Origin of the sequence: Stenotrophomonas sp. TWI1409 (genome assembly GCF_039673015.1) — a bacterium.
Taxonomy (GTDB): Bacteria; Pseudomonadota; Gammaproteobacteria; order Xanthomonadales; family Xanthomonadaceae; genus Stenotrophomonas; species Stenotrophomonas maltophilia_A.
Genome location: NZ_JBDJKU010000007.1, coordinates 1 through 20,388 on the forward strand (window position 1 = coordinate 1; position 20,388 = coordinate 20,388).

Below are 20,388 nucleotides of genomic sequence, written 5' to 3' on the forward strand. Positions count from 1 at the left end.
CGTGTTTGTTGGCGGGGCTCCCGGGCGCGCCCCGGGGGGCCGCCGGTTTTCCCGGGCTTTGGGGGGGGGGGCGGGCGGGGGGGCCTGGTCGGGACACGCCGTAAACCCGTCCATGGGGGCTCGGCCGCGGCATCCATGCCGCGGACGGTCCCGCCCAGCCCACCCGCCCGGCCTCTGACAGGTTCCGTGCGCGCCAGCCACGGAAAAGAAAAAAGAAAATCAAAAGCAACAGCCGGGGGTTGAGGCAGAATCGGGGTTTCGGCTGGAGGTCTGCGCGTGCATCCAATTGAAAGCGAACGCCTGCGCCTGCGTGCGATTGAACCTGATCGCGATGCGGCACCGATGCTGGCGCTGTTGAATGATCCGGGCTTCGTGCGCTTCATTGGTGACCGCAATGTGCGCAGTGAAGAACAGGCGCGTGAGTACATCGCGCTGCGGGTGCTGCACAGCTATGCGTTGAATGGGTTCGGCATGTATGCCATCGAGCGGTTGTCCGATGGGGCGTGGCTGGGCAATGCCGGGCTGGTGCGGCGCGATGGCCTGCCGGGGCCGGACATCGGCTACGCGGTGCTGTCTGAATTCGCCGGGCAGGGTTATGCCGGTGAGGCGGCGCGGGCGGTGTTCGCGCATGCGCGCGCTGAGCTGGGCCTGCAGGATCTGTACGGCATCACCGATCTGGACAACGTGGTGTCCGGGAAGATCCTGCTGGGCCTGGGCATGCAGGAGCGCGGGGTGATCCAGTTGCCGGGCATCGAAACGCCCAGCCGGCTGTACGCCACCTTGGGTGCGGCTGACGTCGGGTAGTGCCGGCCGCTGGCCGGCACAGTAGTAGCTGAGGGTGGGTGCCGCCCTTTGGTCGGCACGATTCAGATGCAGTGCCGACCAACGGTCGGCACCCACCATCAGCCGCGCAGTTCGGCCAGCTGCGCCTGCAGCTCGGCCACGGCCGCTTCCAGCTGGGCCACGCGCTCGGCCAGGCCGGGATCGGCCGCATCGCTGCCACCGCCGCTGCCGGCATACTTCGCCGCCAGCGCCGCGCCGTCCACTTCACCGCACAGCAGGTGCATGTAGCGGTCTTCGCGCTGGCCGCTGGCGCGCGGCAGCACCACCAGCAGCGCGCGCTGCTGCAGGCGCTCGATGGCGTGGCGGGCTTCGTCGGCGTCGGCGAAGCGGTGCAGTCGCTCGCTGCGCGTGACCAGTTCGCCCAGGGTCTGCGGCCCACGCAGCAGCAGCATCGCCAGCAGCACGGTCTGCTGCCGGGTCAGGTCCAGCGCGGCCTGCAGGCGGTGCTCGTAACGGTCTGCGCGCGAGGAGAAGTGCTGGCGGGCCAGGCCCAGTGTTTCCAGCTGGCGCAGCGCGTGCTGCACGCTGCCGGCATCGACGTTCATCACTGGCTCGCGGGCGGTCTTCTGGTTGGCGGCCGATTGGGCGGCGTTGACCGTCAGCGGATAGGTGTCCGGGGTGGTTGCCTCCTTCTCCACCAGGCAGCCCAGCAGGCGGGCCTGCACGGCGTCGAGCAGGGGGACGTCGGGGGTCTGGGTGGAATCGGTCATGGCGGCCTCCGGAAGGGCAACGGGTCAACCGCCAAGCATAGCCGTCCCGGGACCGCCTTTGCCGGTAAAATGCGCCGGTATATCTGATTGCCGGTGAATCCATGCGTCGTCCCGTTTCCCTGTCCCTGACCCTGCTCGCCACCGCGGCGCTGGGCCTGTCCGCCTGCAAGCGCGTGGATGCGCCTGCCGCCGAAGCCGCTGCCCCGGAGGCCCCGGCCGCCGCTGCCAAGGCCGACGGCGCGCTCGATGCCACTGCCAACGACAATCTCAATGCGGTGCTGTGGATGCAGCGCGCGCAGGAGTACAAGGCGATCACCGAGCAGACCTACCGTGCCGCCGCCGACCACCTGGATGCCGCGCTGAAGGAAGCCCACTGGGATGCGCTGGTGCCGGAAGAACGCGGCAACGAGGCCAAGGGCCTGAAGCCGGCCGTGGTGCTGGACGTGGATGAGACCGTGCTGGACAACTCGCCCTACCAGGCGCGCCTGGTGCGCGACGGCAAGGAATACGACGAGCTGACCTGGGACCAGTGGGTGGCCGAAAAGAAGGCCAAGGCCATTCCGGGCGTGGTTGATTTCGCCAAGGCCGCCAACGCCAAGGGCGTGACCCTGCTGTACATCTCCAACCGCGCCGTGCACCTGAAGGACGCAACCCTGGCCAACCTGCGCGAGCAGGGCCTGCCGGTGGCCGATGACAGCGTGTTCCTGGGCCTGGGCACCGTGGTCGAAGGCTGCGAGCAGGCCGGCAGCGAGAAGAACTGCCGCCGCCGCCTGGCCGGGCAGAAGTACCGCGTGCTGATGCAGTTCGGCGACCAGCTGGGCGATTTCGTCGAAGTGACCGCCAACACCAACGACGGTCGTGACGCGCTGCTGCAGCAGTACCACGACTGGTTCGGCGAGCGCTGGTGGATGCTGCCGAACCCGACCTACGGCGGCTTCGAGCCGGCGCAGTTCAACAACGACTACAGCCAGTCGCGCCAGGCCCGTCACGACGCCAAGCGCGCTGCGCTGGACTACGCGCCGTGAGCCGCGCGCCGCTGCCGCTGCGCGATGACGAGCGCCTGATCTTCGCGCTGGACGTGCCGGACCGCGTGCAGGCGCTGGAGTGGGTCGACCGCCTCGGCGACAGCGTGGCGTTCTACAAGATCGGCATGGAACTGCTCGCCTCCGGCGAGTACTTCCAGGTGCTGGACGAGCTGGCCCGCCGCGACAAGCGCGTGTTCGTCGACCTGAAGTTCTTCGACATCCCGGCCACCGCCGCGGCGGTGATCAAGCGCCTGTCGCAGTGGCCGGTCAGCTACGCCACCATCCACGGCTGGCACCCGGCGATGATGGAAGCCTGCGCCGCCGCCAACAGCAGCGAAATGCGCCTGCTGGCAGTGACCGTGCTGACCTCGATGGGCCGCCCGGACCTGGCGCAGATGGGCATCGACCGTGAGCCGGTGGACGTGGTGGTCGAGCGCGCGCTGGCCGCGCAGGCGGCCGGCATCGATGGCGTGATCGCCTCGGGCCAGGAAGCCGGCCCGATCCGCGCCGCTACCGGCGCCGGGTTCTCGATCGTCTGCCCGGGCATCCGCCCCGGTGGCCCGGTCGGCGATGACCAGAAGCGTACCGTTGGCGTGGTCCAGGCCTTTGCCGATGGCGCCGATGCCATCGTGGTCGGTCGCCCGATCCGCCTGGCCGCCGATCCGCAGGCCGCGGCCCGGGCCATCCAGCAGGAAATCGCGTCGGCGTTGGCTGCACGCTGAGATTCCGCTGTGCAGTCTGCAGGCCCGAACGCCATCCCGACCCGCGCGGGATGGCGTTTTTGCATCCGCCGAAGGACCGGTTGTGCCCGAATCGCCGCAAAACCTGCCGTAGATTTCATGGCCCCGGCGCAAGGCATCAGGCTAATCAATAAAATCAATGATTTATATGACACTACGTGAAGTGTTGCCTTAACTTGAGCGGCAGCGTAGGATCGCCGCCATCCGGTCCTCGGACCGGACATGTGCCACAACACTGTCCACCGGCCCTGCGCCGGCTTGAAGAGCCTGTGATCCTCGTGATCCCGGCTCTTTTTTTATTCCGATCAGTGACTTGCACAAGCAACTGCGGAAACCGTGACGTCCCGGCTTGCCGCTGTCACCTCGCAGGCCGCAAGATGCGGACCGGTCCGGGGAGTCCGAGTGCATGAGCGTGGCAGTGCGAGGAAGGTCTGCGCGTGGATGGGGGCTGGCAGTCATGCTGCTGGCCGTGACCGCGTGCCGTGAACCGGCCAACGATCCGGCCAGGCCGGCAGCCGAACCAGTTGCGGCGGTGCAGGCGATGGCCCTGCGCCTGGCCGAGGACGATCTGGTCGGCTATGCAAAGCTGTCGGTTCCGCCCAGCCAGTACCAGCGCCTGCAGCAGGCCTGGGCCGAGGGCCGCAGCCAGTGGCCGCTGACTGAACTGCCACTGGGCGACCAGCTGCTGCCGATGCTGGCCGCACTGCGCACGCCCAATGCCGGTGCCGAACTGCAACGCAGCTTCGACCGCCAGCTGGCCGGCCAGGCCGGTGCCGTGCGCCAGGCCGCGCAGTCGATGGGCAACTTCGGCGTGCAGTACCTGCGCCACCAGAAGGGCTATACGCCCGGCCAGCAGGCCCATTACATCGCCCTGGTGGAAACCCTCGCCAGCTGGGCGCAGGGCGCGCCGATCAGTGACCGTGCGCGTGCACGCAGCACGATCGCCGCGCTGGTGGGGGCCGCCGGCAAGGTCGGCTTCGACGATGAGGCCGGCCTGCAGGCCGCGGGCATGGAAGGCAGCCTGCAGCAGCTGGCGCCGTTCATCCATACCCTCAAGGCGGTGTTGGGCAGCTACGGGTTGGGCGTGGATGACGCACTGCGCAGCGTGCGCGGTGAACTGCTCTCGGTGGAGGGCGACAATGCGCTGGTACGCCTGCACTACGACCTGGCGGGGCGTGAGATGACCCTGCAGCTGCCGCTGAGCCGCCGCGAGGGCCACTGGTACCTGACCCGCACCCTGGCCGACACCGACGCGCTGCTGCGCAAGGCCGACGCGGCCCGCGCCGCTGCGTCGCCGTCACCGGCTGAAGCCCCCGCCGAGGGTGGGGAAGCGGCAACGCCGCCGCCTAAGCCATAATGGCGCCGATGTCGAAACAGAACCCGCTGCCGTTCCCCGGCGAAGAATCCCAGTCGACGCCCGCCGATACGGTGCCGGCGTCCCCCTCGACCGGTACCGGCCCGAACCCGGTACCGCCGCCCGCGCACGCGCGTCCGGCTGGCCGCCGCCCGCTGTGGGCTCGCCTGCTCGGCCGTCTGGTCGAGCCGTGGCTGTCGCTGAAGATCGAACCGGAAGACCCGGGCCAGTACAACGATGGCCGCCCGGTCATGTACGTGCTGGAAGACTACGGCCTGTCCAATGCGCTGATCCTGGACAAGGCCTGCCGCCAGGCCGGCCTGCCATCGCCGCTGGTGCCGCTGGCCGGTGACCCGACCGGCCGCAAGCGCGCCTACCTGGCGCTGTCGCGGCGCAGCTCCAGCAACTCGCTGATTCCCGAGCAGCGCGGCGCCAAGACCCATTCGGACTCGCTGGCCAAGGTGCTGCAGGCTCATCGCGTGCGCGATGACCTGGACGTGCACCTGGTGCCGGTGTCGATCTTCGTCGGCCGCGCGCCGGACAAGCAGAGCGGCTGGTTCGCCGTGCTGTTCTCGGAAAACTGGGCGCTGGTCGGCCGCTTCCGCCGCCTGCTGGCGGTGCTGCTCAACGGCCGCAGCACCATCGTCCGCTTTGCCCCGCCGATCTCGCTGCGCAGCACCGTGGACGAAGGCCTGGAGCCGGAGCGCACGGTGCGCAAGCTGCAGCGCGTGCTGCGTACGCACTTCCGACGCATCCGTGAATCGGTGATCGGCCCCGACCTGTCGACCCGGCGCCTGCTGGTGGACCAGGTGCTGGCCGCCGAGCCGGTACGCGAAGCGATCGCCGCACAGGCCAAGCGCGACAACTCGAAGCCGGCCGATGCCTGGAAGAAGGCGCACGCCTACGCCTGGGAAATCGCCGCGGACTATTCCAGCCCGGTGGTGCGCTCGGCCAGCTTCATGCTCAGCCACGTGTGGAACCGCATCTATGCGGGCGTGCTGGTGCACCACCTGGACAAGTTCAAGGCCGCCGCGCCGGGCCACGAAGTGGTCTACGTGCCCAGCCACCGCAGCCACATGGACTACCTGCTGCTGTCCTACCTGCTGTACGACCGTGGCATCGTGCCGCCGCACATCGTGGCCGGCATCAACCTGAACCTGCCGGTGGTCGGCACCCTGCTGCGCAAGGGCGGTGCGTTCTTCATCCGCCGCTCGATCCGTGGCAACGCGCTGTACTCGGCGGTGCTCAGCGAATACGTCGCGCAGCTGGTGGCCGGTGGCTACTCGCTGGAGTACTTCGTCGAAGGCGGCCGCTCGCGTACCGGCCGACTGCTGCAGCCCAAGGGCGGCATGATCTCGATGACGCTGCGCGCGTTCCTGCGCCAGCCGCGCAAGCCGGTGCTGTTCCAGCCCATCTACATCGGCTATGAGAAGCTGATGGAGGGCGGCAGCTACCTGGACGAACTGTCCGGCCGGCCGAAGGAAAAGGAATCGATCTGGTCGCTGCTGTGGGGCATCCCCAAGGTGCTCAAGCAGAACTACGGCCAGGTGGTGGTGAACTTCGGCGAACCGATCGCACTGAACGACGTGCTCGCCGAGAAGGCGCCGGAGTGGAAGGGCGAGGCGGTCTCCGAGGACGAGAAGCCGGCGTGGCTGTCGACCACGGTGGATACGCTGGCCGAACGCATCCAGGTGCGCATCAACGGCGCCGCCGACGTCAACCCGATCAACCTGCTGGCGCTGGCCCTGCTGTCCACGCCGAAGCACGCGATGGGCGAGGCCGACCTGATCGCGCAGATCGAGCTGTGCAAGACCCTGCTGGTCGAGATGCCGTACTCGGACCGGGTGACGGTGACCCCGCACTCGCCGGAGCGGATCATCGCCCACGCCGAGGAAATCAACGTCCTCACCCGCATCAAGCACCCGCTGGGCGATGTGCTCAGCGTCAGCGGCGACACCGCGGTGCTGCTCAGCTACTTCCGCAACAACGTGGTGCACCTGTTCACCGCCTCGTCGTGGGTGGCCTGCTGCTTCCAGAACAACCGCCGCATGAGCCGCACCGGCCTGGTCCAGCTGGGCCGTACGGTATACCCGTTCCTGCAGGCCGAGCTGTTCCTGCCGTGGAGCGAGGACGAGTTCGCCCAGCGCATCGACCGGACCATCGATGTGTTCGTGCGTGAGGGCCTGCTGCAGAACGTCAACGATGACGATGGCGGCATCCTGGCGCGCAACACCGGGCAGACCGACGAGGTGTTCCGCCTGCGTGCGATCGGCCATTCGCTGCAGCAGGCGTTCGAGCGCTATTACATCGCCATCTCGGTGCTGGTGAAGAACGGTCCGGGCGTGCTCGGCGCGGCCGAGCTGGAAAGCCTGTGCCAGCAGGCCGCGCAACGGCTGAGCCTGCTGTACGCACCGGCGGCACCGGAGTTCTTCGACAAATCCCTGTTCCGTGGCTTCATCCAGAAGCTGCGCGAGCTGCGCCTGGTGTGGCCGGACGAGAACAGCAAGCTGCTGTTCGACGAACGCCTGGACGCCTGGGCCAAGGATGCCAAGTTCATCCTCGGCCGCGAATTGCGCCACACCATCGAGCGGGTCAGCCCGGAAGCGGCCCGTCCGGACGAGCCTGCGCCGCAGGATTGAAGGCAGCGCCGGGCCGTGCCCGGCGAACGGCATGCCAACCAAGGTTGGCATCTACCGGGGCGAAGCAGTAGATCCACGCCATGCGTGGATGGGCCACCGCTCAGGCCGGTTCGTCGGGAATCTGCAGGCTTTCCAGCCTGGCGATGCAGTCCTTCAGCTGAAGCTTGCGCCGCTTCAGGCGCTTGGCTTCCAGCTCGTCCTCGCCATTGGCGGCCATGCGGGTGATCTGTTCATCCAGCAGGCGGTGCTCGGCGCGCAGGGCGGCGAGGTGCTCGACGATCTCGGCGGGGCTGTAGGTGTCCACAGCCTCCGAGCATACACAGCGATGATGACTGCCGGGAGAGGGGAATCCCGACCCCCGGCCGTGGCCGCTCCGAGCCGTTAGAATGGAACCCATGAGTGCCGTGATTTCCCTTCCCGATCCCCAGCCGCGCGTCGCCCGTGATCCGCGCGTGGCCGAGCGCGAGCAGCACAAGCTGGCCAAGCGCCTGCGCCGCCAGGTCGGCGAGGCGATTGCCGACTTCGGCATGATCGAGGCCGGCGACAAGGTCATGGTCTGCCTGTCCGGCGGCAAGGACAGCTACACCCTGCTGGACGTGCTGCTGCAGCTGCAGAAGAAGGCGCCGGTGCCGTTCGAGCTGGTGGCGGTGAACCTGGACCAGAAGCAGCCGGACTTCCCCGAGCACGTACTGCCGGAATATCTGGCAGGCCTGGGCGTGCCGTATCACATCATCGAGCAGGACACCTATTCGGTGGTCAGCCGGGTCATCCCGGAAGGCAAGACCATGTGTTCGCTGTGCTCGCGGCTGCGTCGTGGCGCGCTGTACAACTACGCCGAACTCCATGGCTTCACCAAGATCGCGCTGGGCCACCACCGCGACGACATGGTGACCACGTTCTTCATGAACCTGTTCCACCACGCCAAGCTGTCGGGCATGCCGCCGAAGCTGCGCAGCGATGACGGCAAGCACGTGGTGATCCGGCCGCTGGCCTACGTGCGCGAAAGCGACATCGTCGAGTACGCACAGGCCCGCCAGTTCCCGATCATTCCCTGCAACCTGTGCGGCAGCCAGGAGAACCTGCAGCGCCGCCAGGTCGGCCTGATGCTGAAGCAGTGGGAAAAGGACCACCCGGGCCGCATCGAGCAGATCGCGCGTGCCATGGGCGAAGTCCGGCCCTCGCAGCTGGCCGACACCACCCTGTTCGACTTCATGGCGCTGGGCCGTCGCGACGACGCGCCGCTGCCCGACGCCCATGCCTGGCTGGCCGGTTCCCCGGCCGACGCCGACGCAGATCCCGAGACGCCCACCGTTTAAGGTCGGTCGCCCTTCCTCTTTGCCATCCGGAATTCCATGTTCTTTCGCAACCTGACGTTCTTCCGTTTCCCGACCACCACCGATTTTTCCGAAGTCGACACCCTGCTGCCGCACGCGCTGCTGAAGCCGGTCGGCGCGCTGGAAATGAATTCGCGCGGCTTCATCTCGCCGTTCGGCCGCGAGGAGAAGGAACTGCTCTCCCACCGCATCGCCGAACATCTGTGGCTGACCGTGGGCGGCGAGGACAAGATCCTGCCGGCGGCGGTGGTCAACGACCTGCTCGAGCGCAAGCTGGAGGAGATCGAGGAGAAGGAAGGCCGCCGCCCGGGTGGCCGCGAGCGCAAGCGCATGAAGGACGACCTGCTGCATGAACTGCTGCCGCGCGCCTTCGTGAAGTCCTCGCGCAACGACGCCTTCATCGACCTGCAGCACGGCTACGTGGCGGTGGATACCTCCAGCCGCAAGACCGGCGAGTACTTCATGTCCGACATCCGCGGCCTGCTCGGCAGCTTCCCGGCGATGCCGCTGAATGCCGAAGTCGCGCCGCGCTCGATCCTGACCGGCTGGATCGCCGGCGAGCCGCTGCCGACCGGGCTGAGCCTGGGCGAAGAGTGCGAGATGAAGGACCCGGTGGAAGGTGGCGCGGTGGTCAAGTGCCAGCACCAGGAACTGCGCTGCGACGAGATCGACAAGCACCTGGACGCGGGCAAGCAGGTGACCAAGCTGGCGCTGATCTTCGAAGACAACCTGTCCTTCGTCATCGGCGACGACCTGATCGTGCGCAAGCTGAAGTTCCTCGACGGCGCCCTGGACCAGCTGGAGCATGCCGACGAAGACGGCCGCCGCGCCGAGTTCGACGCCCGCTTCGCCCTGCAGAGCGCCGAGATCCGCCGCCTGTTCCTGTTGCTGGAAGAAGCCTTCAAGCTCAGCAAGGCTGACTGAACAGGCAGCCCGACGGCCGCCGGTCATCGGGCGGCCCGAAGCGGCGCTATGCTGGGCGCATGAGCCGTCTGCTGCGCCGCCTGATCAGCCCGACCCCGCCCGCCACCGTACAGCGCGACACCGTTCGCCTGCGCCTGGAGGATGCCGAGATCGAGGTGCTGCGCGTGCGCGATCCACGTGCGCGCCGCATCAAGCTGAGCGTGGACGAACGCGGCGCACGTTTGACCCTACCACCGCGCGCAAGCCTGGTGATGGGCGAACGCTTCCTGGAACAACACCGCGACTGGTTGGCATTGCAGCTGCGCCAGTACCAGGGCCAGGGCCTGCCGGCGCCGCTGCAGCCCGGCGAAGCCGGTGTGCTGCCACTGCGCGGCGAACTGCTGCCGCTGCGCTGGCAGGAAGGCCGCTACGCGCGGCTGGAGATCGACGCGCACGGCGCCTGCGTGCAGTGGCCGACCCGCGGCGGTGATGCCACCCTGCGCCGCCTGCTGCGCGAGTTCTACGAAGCCCAGACCCGCGCCGACGTCGGCCGCTGGCTGCCGAAGTACCTGCCCACCCTGCCGCGCGCACCCAGCCGCCTGCGCCTGAAGGTGATGTCCTCGCAATGGGGCTCACTTGCCCCGGACGGCAGCATGGCACTGGACCTGGCCCTGGTGCTGGGCCGATCCGAGGCGTTCGAGTACGTGCTGGTGCACGAACTCTGCCACCTGATCCAGCCGAATCACTCACCCGCGTTCTGGCATGAAGTGGAACAACGCTTCCCCGCCTGGCGCGAACAGCGCGACTACTTCCAGCTCGAAGGGCGCCGCTTGAAAGCTATGCTCCGCCAGCTGCTGTAGAGCCGAGCCTATGCTCGGCTAACGCGCGTAGCGCGGATATTCAGCCCTCGCGATCAACAGCAGCCGAGCATGGCTCGGCTCTACAAAAGCGCGCGCAGCGCGCGACCCGCTTTCGCTCCTGCTCTTCTTTCTTTCTTCCGTGGTGGGCACACCGGAAAGTGTCCGTGGCCGGGTGGGGTGGGTTGCGCAGGGGCGTGAGCCGCATGGGCCCGAGGCATGCCTCGGGCGGGTTGGGCAGGACGCCCAAGCCCGGTCTTGCCGTGTGCGCAGGACAGCGCACACGAGCAAGCGGCGACCGAGCTTACAGGGGTGAAGGCGCTTTGCTTGCGAAGCACTGCTTCGCAAGCGCCTGAACGCACAGCCGCCAGCGGCTGGGCCGGGCCCCGGAGGGGGACTTGCAGCGACCTCTGCGCAATCCACCCCACCCGGCCAAGCACGGCTTCTGATCTGAACGACCCACCACGAGGGGCTCAGCCGTTGGTCGAAACCCTCACCCCGCCCGCAGCGCCGCCGCCGCCGCCCACCGCGCCGCCACCCGCGGCGCCGTAATGCACACCGCCTGATCGGTCACTGTCGTCACCGCGCGCTCCAGCAGCTGGATATCCGCCTCATGCTGGCGCGCCACATGCGGATCCTCGAAGAAGATCGCGCGCTGGCAACGCCCCTCCAGCACCCGGTCGGCAATCTGCGCATCACCGCCCATCGGGCCGCTCTGGTAGCGCGTCACCCACGGCGTATCACGCGGCCAGCCCCGGCTCCAGGCCAGCGCGTTCAAACGCTGGCCGGTGGTCCCGGTGGCCACCCGCTCATCGAACCGGGCCAGCACATCGAAGTGCTCATCGGCGAAGGCCAGCATCGCCGGCTTCATCGCATCGTGCGCGATCAGCGCCAGCGTCTGGCCTTCGAACGCATGCAGGTCGTCGGCGCCGGCATCGGCTGCCAGCCCGGCGTGGACGCGCTCCACCTCCACCCAGTCGCGTGCGGTGGCCACGGTCGAAATGAACGGCTTGCCGTGGATCACGCACTGCCGCTTGAGCGCGGTTGCTTCCGGAAACACCGAGGATGGATCGACCGGGTCGATCAGGTAGATCGCGCCATCCAGTGTCCGATCCGGACCCATGCCAACGACTTCGGCGACCAGCTTCATCAGGCCACCCTCGCGTCCGTAGGGATAACGGTGCAGGCCCGCGTACCCGGTCAGGAAGCCCTGCCGTTCGATCGCGTCATGGGTGCGGCCGACCGCATGCAGCGACACGCCCAGCTCGCGCAGGCCGGCCTCGCTGCTGCGCAGCCAACGGAACAGCGCAGCGCGCGCGTCGTGGTGATGAAGACGGTTGGCAGCCAGGCCGATGCGCATCGAACGCTCCGCAGGTACGGGTGAAGGCGGCAGTGTATGTCGGCATTCCCCCATCTGGATGCTTTTACAACTTTCTTCATTGCCGTCGGCCCGGGCGTCGATAGCGTGGCAGGCAGCGGTACCGCAGCGCGGCCGTTCCTTCCGCCCGCGAGATGAGGATGCCTACCGTGAATGTCGCCGGCTTCCCGGCAGCCATTGCTGTCATGGCCAGCCTGCTGCTGCCTGCCGCGGCCTCCGCCACGGGCTGCAGCACACCGCTGCGCATCGCCTGGCCGTCCGACCGTGCTCCTTTGTCGTCCAGCGAACAGGGCGAAGCCCGGGGGCTCGGCGCGGCGTACCTGAAGCTGCTGGGCGGGCAACGGCCACTGCAGCTGTTGCCCGTGCCGGCCACCAGCGTGGACCGGGACGAGCTGCCGGCCGGCACCCAGGCGCTGCTGGGATGGCCACGCTCGCAACTGCCTGCCGGATGGGTGGTCAGCACGCCCTACCTGCAGCTGCCACAGGTGATCGTGCGCCGGGAGGATGCGCCGCCGGTGCTGGGCCTGGAAGATCTACGTGGACGCATTGTGGCCAGCCCCAGCCGGGTGCCGCTGCAGGGGCTGCTGGCCGAGCAGGCAGCGGGTGCACAGCTGCTGCCTCCGGCAGCGCTGGACGATGCACTCCCGCTGCTGGGTACCGGATTGGTCGATGCGGTGGTCGCCAACCTCGGCGACGTCGAGGCGGCGTTGCGCCGCTACCAGGGCGATGCACTGCTGATCGCCGCGCCGGCCGGATTCGATGATGCCCTGGTGCTGGCGACCACGCCCGCCTGCGCCGATGTCATCGCCGGCTTCGAACAGGCGCTGTCGCAGCTGACCGACACCGAACGCGATCAGATCCGCGCGGCCTGGCTGCCGGACCGGCCGCGCAATGCTCCGTCATCGTCGCCCCTGCGCTGGCTGGTGCCGGCCTCGCTCATCCTGCTCGCCCTGGCGCTGGTCCATGCCTTCGGCTACTGGCGGGTCCATCGCGAGAGCGTGCGCCGCCGAGGGGTGGAGCAGCGCCTGCAGGAGGTGACCGCGAACCTGCCGGCGGTGGTCTACCAGGCGCGTCGTTCGGCGGGCGGCCACTACAGCTTTCCGCAGATCGCCGGGGACGTGCAGGCCCTGTTCGGAATCAGCGTGGAGACCGCGCGGATCGATCACCAGCGGTTGTTGGCCGCGGTCCACCCGGATGACCGCAACCAGGTGATGGCCTGCGTCGAGATGGCTGCATTGGCGCGTGGCCCGATCGACGTCACCTTCCGCACCCGCTCGCCACAGGGCTGGCGATGGGTGCGCTCGCATGGGCGGCCGTTGTCCTGCGACGACAGCGACGTCGAGTGGAGCGGCTACTGGATCGACGTCAGTGAGGTGCAGTCACGTACCCGCGCGCTGGCCGAAGCGCGCCGCGAGGCCGAGCAGGCGGCACAGGCCAAGGCGCACTTCCTGGCAACGATGAGCCACGAGATCCGCACCCCGATGAGCACGCTGCTGGGCATGCTCGAACGGCTGGCGGGCAGCAGGCTGGAGCCGCGCCAGCAGCAGGTGCTGGCCACCGTCGATGATGCCGCGCGGATGCTGCGGCAGATCCTCGACGATGTACTGCACAGCCAACGCCTGGAGGGCGCACCACTGCAGCTGCGGCCCACCGACCTGGCGGCACTGGTGCGCGCGGTGCAGCAGCTGCTGATGCCGGTGGCCGCCAGCCGAGGCCTGCACCTGCAGGTGGTGCTTGATCCGGAGATGCAGCCGGGATCGCTGGCCGATGGCCTGCGCCTGCGCCAGATCCTGTTCAACTTGGCCGGCAACGCGTTGAAGTTCACCCGGCACGGCCACGTGGAACTGCAGGTGCAGGTACTGCAGCAACGCGACTGGGGCCAGCGGCTGCGCCTGCAGGTAAGCGACAGCGGCGTGGGCATCAGCGAGGAGCGCCAGCAGGCGGTGTTCGCTGCCTATACCCAGGCGGAGCGCTCGACCACGCGGCGCTTCGGCGGCAGTGGGCTGGGCCTGGCGATCTGCCGCGAGCTGGCGATCTCGATGGGGGCGGAGCTGCAGCTGCGCAGCTCACCCGGGAAGGGCACCACGGTGTGGCTGGATCTGGACCTGGATGCCTGTGAGGCACCCGTGGCCGCGCCCGCGCCGGCGGTTGCGGACGAGCGTCCATTGCCGGCGGCGCGCGTGCTGATGGCTGAAGACCATCCCACCAACCTGCATCTGCTGGAGCAGCACCTGTGTGCGCTCGGGCTGCAGGTCCACGCCTGTACCGATGGACGGTCGGCGCTTGAAGCATGGCAGGCGCAGCCGTTCGACCTGGTCATCACCGACTGCCACATGCCGGGCATGGATGGCTTCGCGCTGGCACGGGCGATCCGTGCCGATGCCTGCCCGGCGCGTGCGCAGGTGCCGATCATCGCGCTCACCGCCAGCGTGATGGAAAGCACCCGCGAAGCCTGTCGTGCGGCTGGCATCGACCACTTCCTGGCCAAGCCGGTGGAGCCGCACGCACTGCGGGCGCTGCTGGCGGCATTGCTGGTACCGGACTCAGTGGGCCAGTAGCCGCACGATGCTGGCGGCGGCATCGCGGCCTTCGGCCACGGCGGTCACCACCAGGTCAGCACCGCGCACCGCGTCACCACCGGCGAACAGGCGCGGATGCGCGGTCTGGAATGGCAGGCGGTCCTTGCCGCCGGCCACGATGCGTCCGTTGGACTGGCCTTCCACGCCCAGCTCGGCCAGCCACGCCGGCACGCTCGGTGAGAAGCCGAAGGCGATGATCACCACGTCCGCTTCCAGCAGCGATTCACTGCCTTCGATCGGCACGGCGTTCTGGCGGCCGTTGGCATCGGGCTCGCCCAGCCGGGTTTCCACCACGGTCACGCCGATCACTTCATCGTCGGCGCCGGCTTCGATCGACAGCGGCTGCCGGTTGAACAGGAAGCGCACGCCTTCTTCGCGGGCATTGGCCACTTCGCGCGCGCTGCCGGGCATGTTGGCTTCGTCGCGGCGATAGGCACAGGTGACCTTGGCCGCGCCCAGCCGCACCGCGCTGCGCACGCAGTCCATGCCGGTATCGCCGCCACCGAGCACCACCACGCGCTTGCCGTTGAGGTCGGGCAGGGCAATGGTGTCTTCCCAGCCGGCAATCGGCCGACCCTTCGGGTCATCGCCGCCCACAATGCGGCTGTTCTGTACCAGGAACGGCAGGGCCGGCAGCACGCCCTTCAGGTCCTGGCCGTCGAGGCCACCATCGGTGTAGCGGTAGGCGCCGGTGCCGACGAACACCGCGTCGTGGCTGTCCAGCAGCTGCTGCACGCTCAGGTCACGGCCGATCTCCACGCCGAGGCGGAACTGCACGCCCATGCCCTCCAGCACTTCGCGGCGGCGGTGGATCACGTCCTTGTCCAGCTTGAAGCTGGGAATGCCGAACTGCAGCAGGCCGCCGATCTGCTCATAGCGGTCGTAGACCACGGCGGCAATGCCAGCGCGGGCGAGGCGATCGGCGCAGGCCAGGCCGGCTGGACCGGCGCCGATCACCGCCACGCTGTGGCCGCTGGGCTGCACCGCGCCCAGGTCAGGGCGCCAGCCGCTGGCCAGCGCGGTATCGACGATGTACTTCTCCACCGCACCGATGGTGACCGCACCGAATTCCTCCAGCGTGCAGCTGCCCTCGCACAGTCGATCCTGCGGGCAGACCCGGCCGCACACCTCCGGCAGCGGGTTGGTGCTGTGGCACAGCGTGGCGGCTTCGTGGATGCGGTTCTCCTGCACCAGCTGCAGCCACTGCGGAATGGCGTTGTGCACCGGGCACTTCCAGCTGCAGTAGGGGTTGCCGCAATCCAGGCAGCGACCGGCCTGGTACTGGGCGTCCTCCTTGCCGAACTTGCCATACAGCTCGCCCCAGTCGCCGGACGTGCGCAGTTCCACCGGAATGCGCTGCGGCATGGTGCGGGGCAGATCGAGGAACTGGAAGGCGTGCTTGCGGCTCATGGCGGGCTCTGGAATGCGGGGGGAACGTTGCCGGCCAGCGGCCGGCACTACGTGATCCTGGGATGCCGGCCAGCGGCCGGCACTACCGTTACGCGGCGCGTCGCAGGGTTTCGGTCAGCGACTCGATGCTGGCGGCCTTCGGTTTGACCAGCCAGAACTTGCCGATGTAATCGCGGAACTCGTCCAGGATCTGCTGCGCCCAGATGCTGCCGGTCAGCTCGCGGTGGCGGCCGATCAGGCGGTGCAGGTGCTGGCGGTAGTTCTCGAAGCCCTCGGCGGAGACGCGATGGATGTCGATCAGCTCGTGGTTGTAGCGGTCGACGAAATCGCGGTCGACGTCCAGCACGTAGGCCAGGCCACCGGTGAAGCCGGCACCGAAGTTCAGGCCGACCTTGCCCAGTACCAGCACCACGCCATCGGTCATGTACTCGCAGCAGTGGTCACCGGCACCTTCCACCACCGCCAGCGCGCCGGAATTGCGTACCGCGAAACGCTCGCCGGCGCGGCCAGCGGCGAACAGCTCGCCACCGGTGGCGCCGTACAGGCAGGTGTTGCCGATGATCGCGGTGCTGCGTGCCTCGAAGCGGGCGCCGCGCGGCGGACGCACCACCAGGCGGCCGCCGGCCATGCCCTTGCCGACGTAGTCGTTGGCTTCGCCTTCCACTTCCAGGTGCAGGCCACCGACGTTGAACGCGCCGAAGCTCTGCCCGGCACTGCCGCGGAAACGCAGTTCCAGCGGCGCCTCGGCCATGCCCTGGTTGCCGTGTGCGCGTGCCACCGCACCGGCCAGGCGGGTGCCGATGCTGCGGTCGGTGTTGTGGATAAGGAAGCGGTGTTCGCCACCGCGCTTGTGTTCGATGGCCGGGGCCAGCAGGCCGTCCATCTGCGTGGCCAGGCTGTCCGGCGATTCGTACAGGCGCTGCGCGGCACAGTGACTGCCCTCGTAGCGGGCATCGGCCAGCAGGCGTGACAGGTCCACGCGCACGCCGTCGCGCGGCGCCGCCTCGATCTGCCGCAGCAGGTCGGTGCGGCCCACGATTTCTTCCAGCGAACGTGCGCCCAGGTACGACAGCCAGCCACGCACTTCCTCGGCCAGCAGGCGGAAGAAGTTCTCCACGCGCTCGGGCTGGCCGGTGAAGTGGTTCTCGCGCAGGCGCTCGTCCTGGGTGGCCACGCCGGTGGCACAGTTGTTGAGGTGGCAGATGCGCAGGTACTTGCAGCCCAGCACGATCATCGGTGCGGTGCCGAAGCCGAAGCTGTCCGCGCCCAGCAGCGCGGCCTTGACCACGTCCAGGCCGGTCTTCAGGCCGCCGTCGGTCTGCAGCAGGGTACGCCCGCGCAGGTCGTTGGCCAGCAGCGCCTGGTGCGCTTCGGCCACGCCCAGTTCCCACGGTACGCCGGCATAGCGGATCGAGCTGACCGGCGAGGCACCGGTGCCGCCGTCATGGCCAGAGATGGTGATCAGGTCCGCTCCGGCCTTGACCACGCCCGCGGCAATCGTGCCGACGCCGGCATGGCTGACCAGCTTCACCGACACCAGCGCGGTCGGGTTGACCTGCTTGAGGTCGTAGATCAGCTGCGCCAGGTCCTCGATCGAATAGATGTCGTGGTGCGGCGGCGGCGAGATCAGGCCGATGCCTGGACGCGCGTAGCGCAGCCGCGCGATCAGCTCGTTGACCTTGTGCCCGGGCAGCTGGCCGCCTTCGCCGGGCTTGGCGCCCTGCGCGACCTTGATCTGCAGCACTTCGGCATTGACCAGGTATTCGGCGGTGACGCCGAAGCGGCCTGAGGCCACCTGCTTGATCTTGCTGCGCTTGGCGGTGCCATAGCGTGCGGGATCTTCGCCGCCTTCGCCGGAATTGCTGCGACCACCGAGGCGGTTCATCGCAATCGCCAGCGCCTCGTGTGCCTCAGGTGACAGTGCACCCAGGCTGATCGCCGCGGTATCGAAGCGCGGGAACAGTTCGCTGGCCGGCGCCACGTCATCGAGTGGTGTCGGCGCAGCGGCCGGCACCAGTTCCAGCAGGTCGCGCAGTGCCGACGGCGGACGCGCGTGCACGGCATCGCAGTACTGCTGCCAGGCACGCGGATCGCCGCTGCGCGCCGCGCGCTGCAGGGTGGTCACCACGTCCGGGTTGTACATGTGGTACTCGCCGCCGTGCACGTACTTCAACAGGCCGCCGACATCCACGTCCTGCTGCGCATCCCAGGCCTGCGCACACAGCTCGCGTGCGTCGGCATCCAGGCGCGCGAAACCGGCACCACCAATGCGCGAAGCGGTATCCGGGAAGCACAGGTCCACGACTTCCGGTTCCAGGCCGATGATCTCGAACAGCTGCGCGCCGCGGTAGCTGGCCACGGTACAGATGCCCATCTTCGAGATGATCTTCGACAGGCCCTTGTACACGCCCTTGCGGTAGCGGCGGCCGATCTGCGACTGCTCACCGCCCTTGCTGAGCTTGAGGATGCCGCGTCGGCCCAGATCGAACAGGGTCTGGTAGGCCAGGTACGGATACACCGCCGTGGCGCCGAAGCCGAGCAGGCAGGCCATGTGGTGCGGGTCGCGCGCGGTGCCGGTCTCGACGATGAGATTCACGTCGCAGCGCAGGCCCAGCCGCGAGAGGTGATGGTGGATGGCGCTGGTGGCCAGCAGCGCATGCACCATCGGCCGTCCGGCCACCGGGTAGCGGTCAGACAGCAGCAGCATCACCATGCCGTCGCGCGCGGCCTGTTCGGCCTCGGCACAGATGCGCTCGATGCCGGCACGCAGGCCCTCGTCTTCGCTGTAGGACAGGTCCAGCAGGCGGTTGGCCTGCACGTACTGGTCCATCTTCAGCAGCTGGCGCAGCTTGCGCTGGCTCAGTACCGGCGAGTTGAGGATGACGTGGTTCACCGTCTCCGGGCCGGCGTGGAAGATGTTGGTCTCCCTGCCGAGCTGGGTGGACAGCGACATCGCGCAGTCTTCGCGCAGCGGATCGATCGGCGGGTTGGTGACCTGCGCGAAGGCCTGGCGGAAGTAGTCGTACAGCGGGCGGCTGCGCTGGCTCAGCACCGCCATCGGCGTGTCGTCGCCCATCGAGCCAGTGGCTTCCTGCTCGGTCTCGGCCAGCGGTCGCAGCACCTGCTCCACTTCCTCGCTGCTGAGCTGGTAGAGCTTGTGGTAGCTGCGCAGCGTGCCTTCGTCGAAGGGTTCCTCCACCAGCGAGGGATCGATCAGTTCGGTCTGCAGGTAGGTCACGCCCTGCTGCAGCCATTGCTTGTACGGCGCGCGACCGCGGTTGATGCGATCCACCGCATCGGAGTCGAGCAGGTCACCGCGCTTGAGATCGATGGCCACCATTTCGCCGGGGCCGAGCTTGCCCTTGCGCACCACGCGCTCGGTCGGCACTTCCCACACACCCGCTTCGGAGGCGACCAGGAAGTGGCGGTCGGCGGTCAGCATCCAGCGCGCCGGGCGCAGGCCGTTGCGGTCGAGGGTACATACGGCGTAGCGGCTGTCACAGGCAACGATGCCGGCCGGGCCGTCCCACGGCTCGCTGTTGAGGCCGTGGAATTCGTAGAACGCGGCCAGGTCCGGATCCTTGAATTCCAGCGACTGGGTGGCCGGCGGCACCAGGATGCGCAGCGCCTGGATCAGCTCCATGCCACCGGCCACCATCAGCTCCAGCATGTTGTCCAGGCTCTGCGAGTCAGAGCCGTGCATGGAGATGACGGGGTCGAATTCACCGATGTCGAAGCGCGGCGTCTTCCACACCTTGCTGCGCGCCTGCGCCCAGCGCCGGTTGCCTTCGATGGTGTTGATCTCGCCATTGTGGGCGAGCATGCGGAACGGGTGCGCCAGCGGCCAGCGCGGCAGCGTGTTGGTGGAGAAGCGCTGGTGGAACACGATCGCGCTGGAGGCCAGCTCGCGGCGCTGCAGGTCCGGGAAGAAACGGCTGAGCTTGTCCGGCAGCACCATGCCCTTGTAGCTGATCGCATCCGGGGTGAGGGTGGTGACGTAGAAGTCGGCGTGTTCGCGCAGCTGCTGTTCGCTGCGGCGACGGGCCAGGAACAGCGCCAGCGCGAAGCCGGCATCGTCCTGGCCGATGCCGGCGTCGACGAACACCTGCTCGATGCGCGGCAGCGTGTCGCGCGCCAGCTGGCCGCAGACGCTGTCATCGGTGGGCACCTCGCGCCAGCCGGCGACCTTGCAGCCGACCGCTTCCACCTGCGCCTGCAGCTGCGCGCGGCAGGCCTGCGCCGCGTCGGCGTCGTGCGGCAGGAACACCAGGCCGGCGGCGAAACGCGCAGCGACCGCGATGCCGGCTTCGCTGGCCAGCAGTTTCAGGAACGCATCGGGGCGGCGCAGCAGCAGGCCGCAGCCATCGCCGGTCAGGCCATCGGCGGCGACACCGCCACGATGGGTCATGCGCGAAAGCGCGGCGATGGCGGTATCAACCAACAGGCGCGATGGTTGATCGTCGAGCTGGGCGACCATGCCAAATCCACAGGCATCGCGCTCGGAGCGCGGGTCGTAAAGCCCTTGGCGGTTGCGGGGGGCCATCTCTACCTCGATGCGGAATGAATTGAACGGGGACACTCAAGCCCGCTCAATCCCTGGAGCGCATCGTGAGGCC

Annotated in this window: 14 protein-coding genes; 9 read left to right on the top strand and 5 right to left on the bottom strand. The window is 68.4% G+C overall.

Annotation, left to right across the window (positions count from 1 at the left end):
• Positions 1–276: 276 nt before the first annotated feature.
• Positions 277–804, top strand: a complete 528-nt coding sequence (locus ABE423_RS03945) for a GNAT family N-acetyltransferase (protein ID WP_049422378.1) — start codon at positions 277–279, stop codon at positions 802–804.
• A gap of 98 nt (positions 805–902) precedes the next feature.
• Here the strand turns inward: ABE423_RS03945 and ABE423_RS03950 are convergent, their stop codons facing one another.
• Entirely contained in the window at positions 903–1,553 is a 651-nt protein-coding gene (locus ABE423_RS03950; RefSeq protein WP_121504981.1) for a DUF480 domain-containing protein, read from the bottom strand.
• A 101-nt stretch (positions 1,554–1,654) separates the two neighbouring features.
• Here ABE423_RS03950 and ABE423_RS03955 point away from each other — a divergent pair, with 101 nt between their 5' ends.
• From ABE423_RS03955 to plsB, 4 genes are all read left to right on the top strand, one after another.
• A complete protein-coding gene (locus ABE423_RS03955) occupies positions 1,655–2,578 on the top strand; it encodes a 5'-nucleotidase, lipoprotein e(P4) family (RefSeq protein WP_032128687.1) in 924 nt (307 codons plus the stop codon).
• On the top strand, positions 2,575–3,300 hold the full coding sequence (gene pyrF / locus ABE423_RS03960) for an orotidine-5'-phosphate decarboxylase (protein WP_346485053.1): 726 nt from the start codon (positions 2,575–2,577) through the stop codon (positions 3,298–3,300). The genes ABE423_RS03955 and pyrF overlap by 4 nt, the downstream gene beginning before the upstream one ends.
• 424 nt (positions 3,301–3,724) lie before the next feature.
• Complete coding sequence (locus ABE423_RS03965) at positions 3,725–4,675, top strand: hypothetical protein (RefSeq protein ID WP_343237823.1); 951 nt, start codon at positions 3,725–3,727, stop codon at positions 4,673–4,675.
• On the top strand, positions 4,675–7,311 hold the full coding sequence (gene plsB / locus ABE423_RS03970) for a glycerol-3-phosphate 1-O-acyltransferase PlsB (RefSeq protein WP_032128690.1): 2,637 nt from the start codon (positions 4,675–4,677) through the stop codon (positions 7,309–7,311). The genes ABE423_RS03965 and plsB overlap by 1 nt, the downstream gene beginning before the upstream one ends.
• 100 nt (positions 7,312–7,411) lie before the next feature.
• Here the strand turns inward: plsB and ABE423_RS03975 are convergent, their stop codons facing one another.
• On the bottom strand, positions 7,412–7,615 hold the full coding sequence (locus ABE423_RS03975) for a YdcH family protein (RefSeq protein WP_005421068.1): 204 nt from the start codon (positions 7,613–7,615) through the stop codon (positions 7,412–7,414).
• Between the two features lie 91 nt (positions 7,616–7,706).
• Here ABE423_RS03975 and ttcA point away from each other — a divergent pair, with 91 nt between their 5' ends.
• The 3 genes from ttcA to ABE423_RS03990 are packed head-to-tail and all read left to right on the top strand — an operon-like array spanning position 7,707 to position 10,408.
• On the top strand, positions 7,707–8,627 hold the full coding sequence (ttcA, locus tag ABE423_RS03980; protein ID WP_346485055.1) for a tRNA 2-thiocytidine(32) synthetase TtcA: 921 nt from the start codon (positions 7,707–7,709) through the stop codon (positions 8,625–8,627).
• 36 nt (positions 8,628–8,663) lie between these two features.
• A complete protein-coding gene (locus ABE423_RS03985) occupies positions 8,664–9,569 on the top strand; it encodes a recombination-associated protein RdgC (protein WP_005411825.1) in 906 nt (301 codons plus the stop codon).
• A 59-nt stretch (positions 9,570–9,628) separates the two neighbouring features.
• Complete coding sequence (locus ABE423_RS03990) at positions 9,629–10,408, top strand: SprT family zinc-dependent metalloprotease (RefSeq protein WP_121504985.1); 780 nt, start codon at positions 9,629–9,631, stop codon at positions 10,406–10,408.
• 490 nt (positions 10,409–10,898) lie between these two features.
• On the opposite strand, the gene ABE423_RS03995 is transcribed toward ABE423_RS03990, so the two are convergent.
• Positions 10,899–11,765, bottom strand: coding sequence for a methylglyoxal synthase (locus ABE423_RS03995; RefSeq protein WP_346485058.1), 867 nt, complete (start codon positions 11,763–11,765; stop codon positions 10,899–10,901).
• A 167-nt stretch (positions 11,766–11,932) separates the two neighbouring features.
• On the opposite strand from ABE423_RS03995, the gene ABE423_RS04000 reads away from it, so the two are divergent.
• Positions 11,933–14,341 carry an ATP-binding protein gene (locus ABE423_RS04000; RefSeq protein ID WP_201119265.1) on the top strand — a complete coding sequence of 803 codons (2,409 nt, stop codon included), beginning with the start codon at positions 11,933–11,935 and terminating at the stop codon, positions 14,339–14,341.
• On the opposite strand, the gene ABE423_RS04005 is transcribed toward ABE423_RS04000, so the two are convergent.
• Both ABE423_RS04005 and gltB read right to left on the bottom strand, forming a co-directional pair.
• The gene (locus ABE423_RS04005) at positions 14,327–15,772 is read right to left on the bottom strand and encodes an FAD-dependent oxidoreductase (protein WP_014035469.1); all 1,446 of its coding nucleotides are present in this window, start codon (positions 15,770–15,772) and stop codon (positions 14,327–14,329) included. The two genes, ABE423_RS04000 and ABE423_RS04005, sit on opposite strands and share 15 nt — an antisense overlap.
• Positions 15,773–15,860: 88 nt before the next feature.
• On the bottom strand, positions 15,861–20,315 hold the full coding sequence (gene gltB, locus ABE423_RS04010) for a glutamate synthase large subunit (RefSeq protein WP_293797218.1): 4,455 nt from the start codon (positions 20,313–20,315) through the stop codon (positions 15,861–15,863).
• Positions 20,316–20,388: the final 73 nt, after the last annotated feature.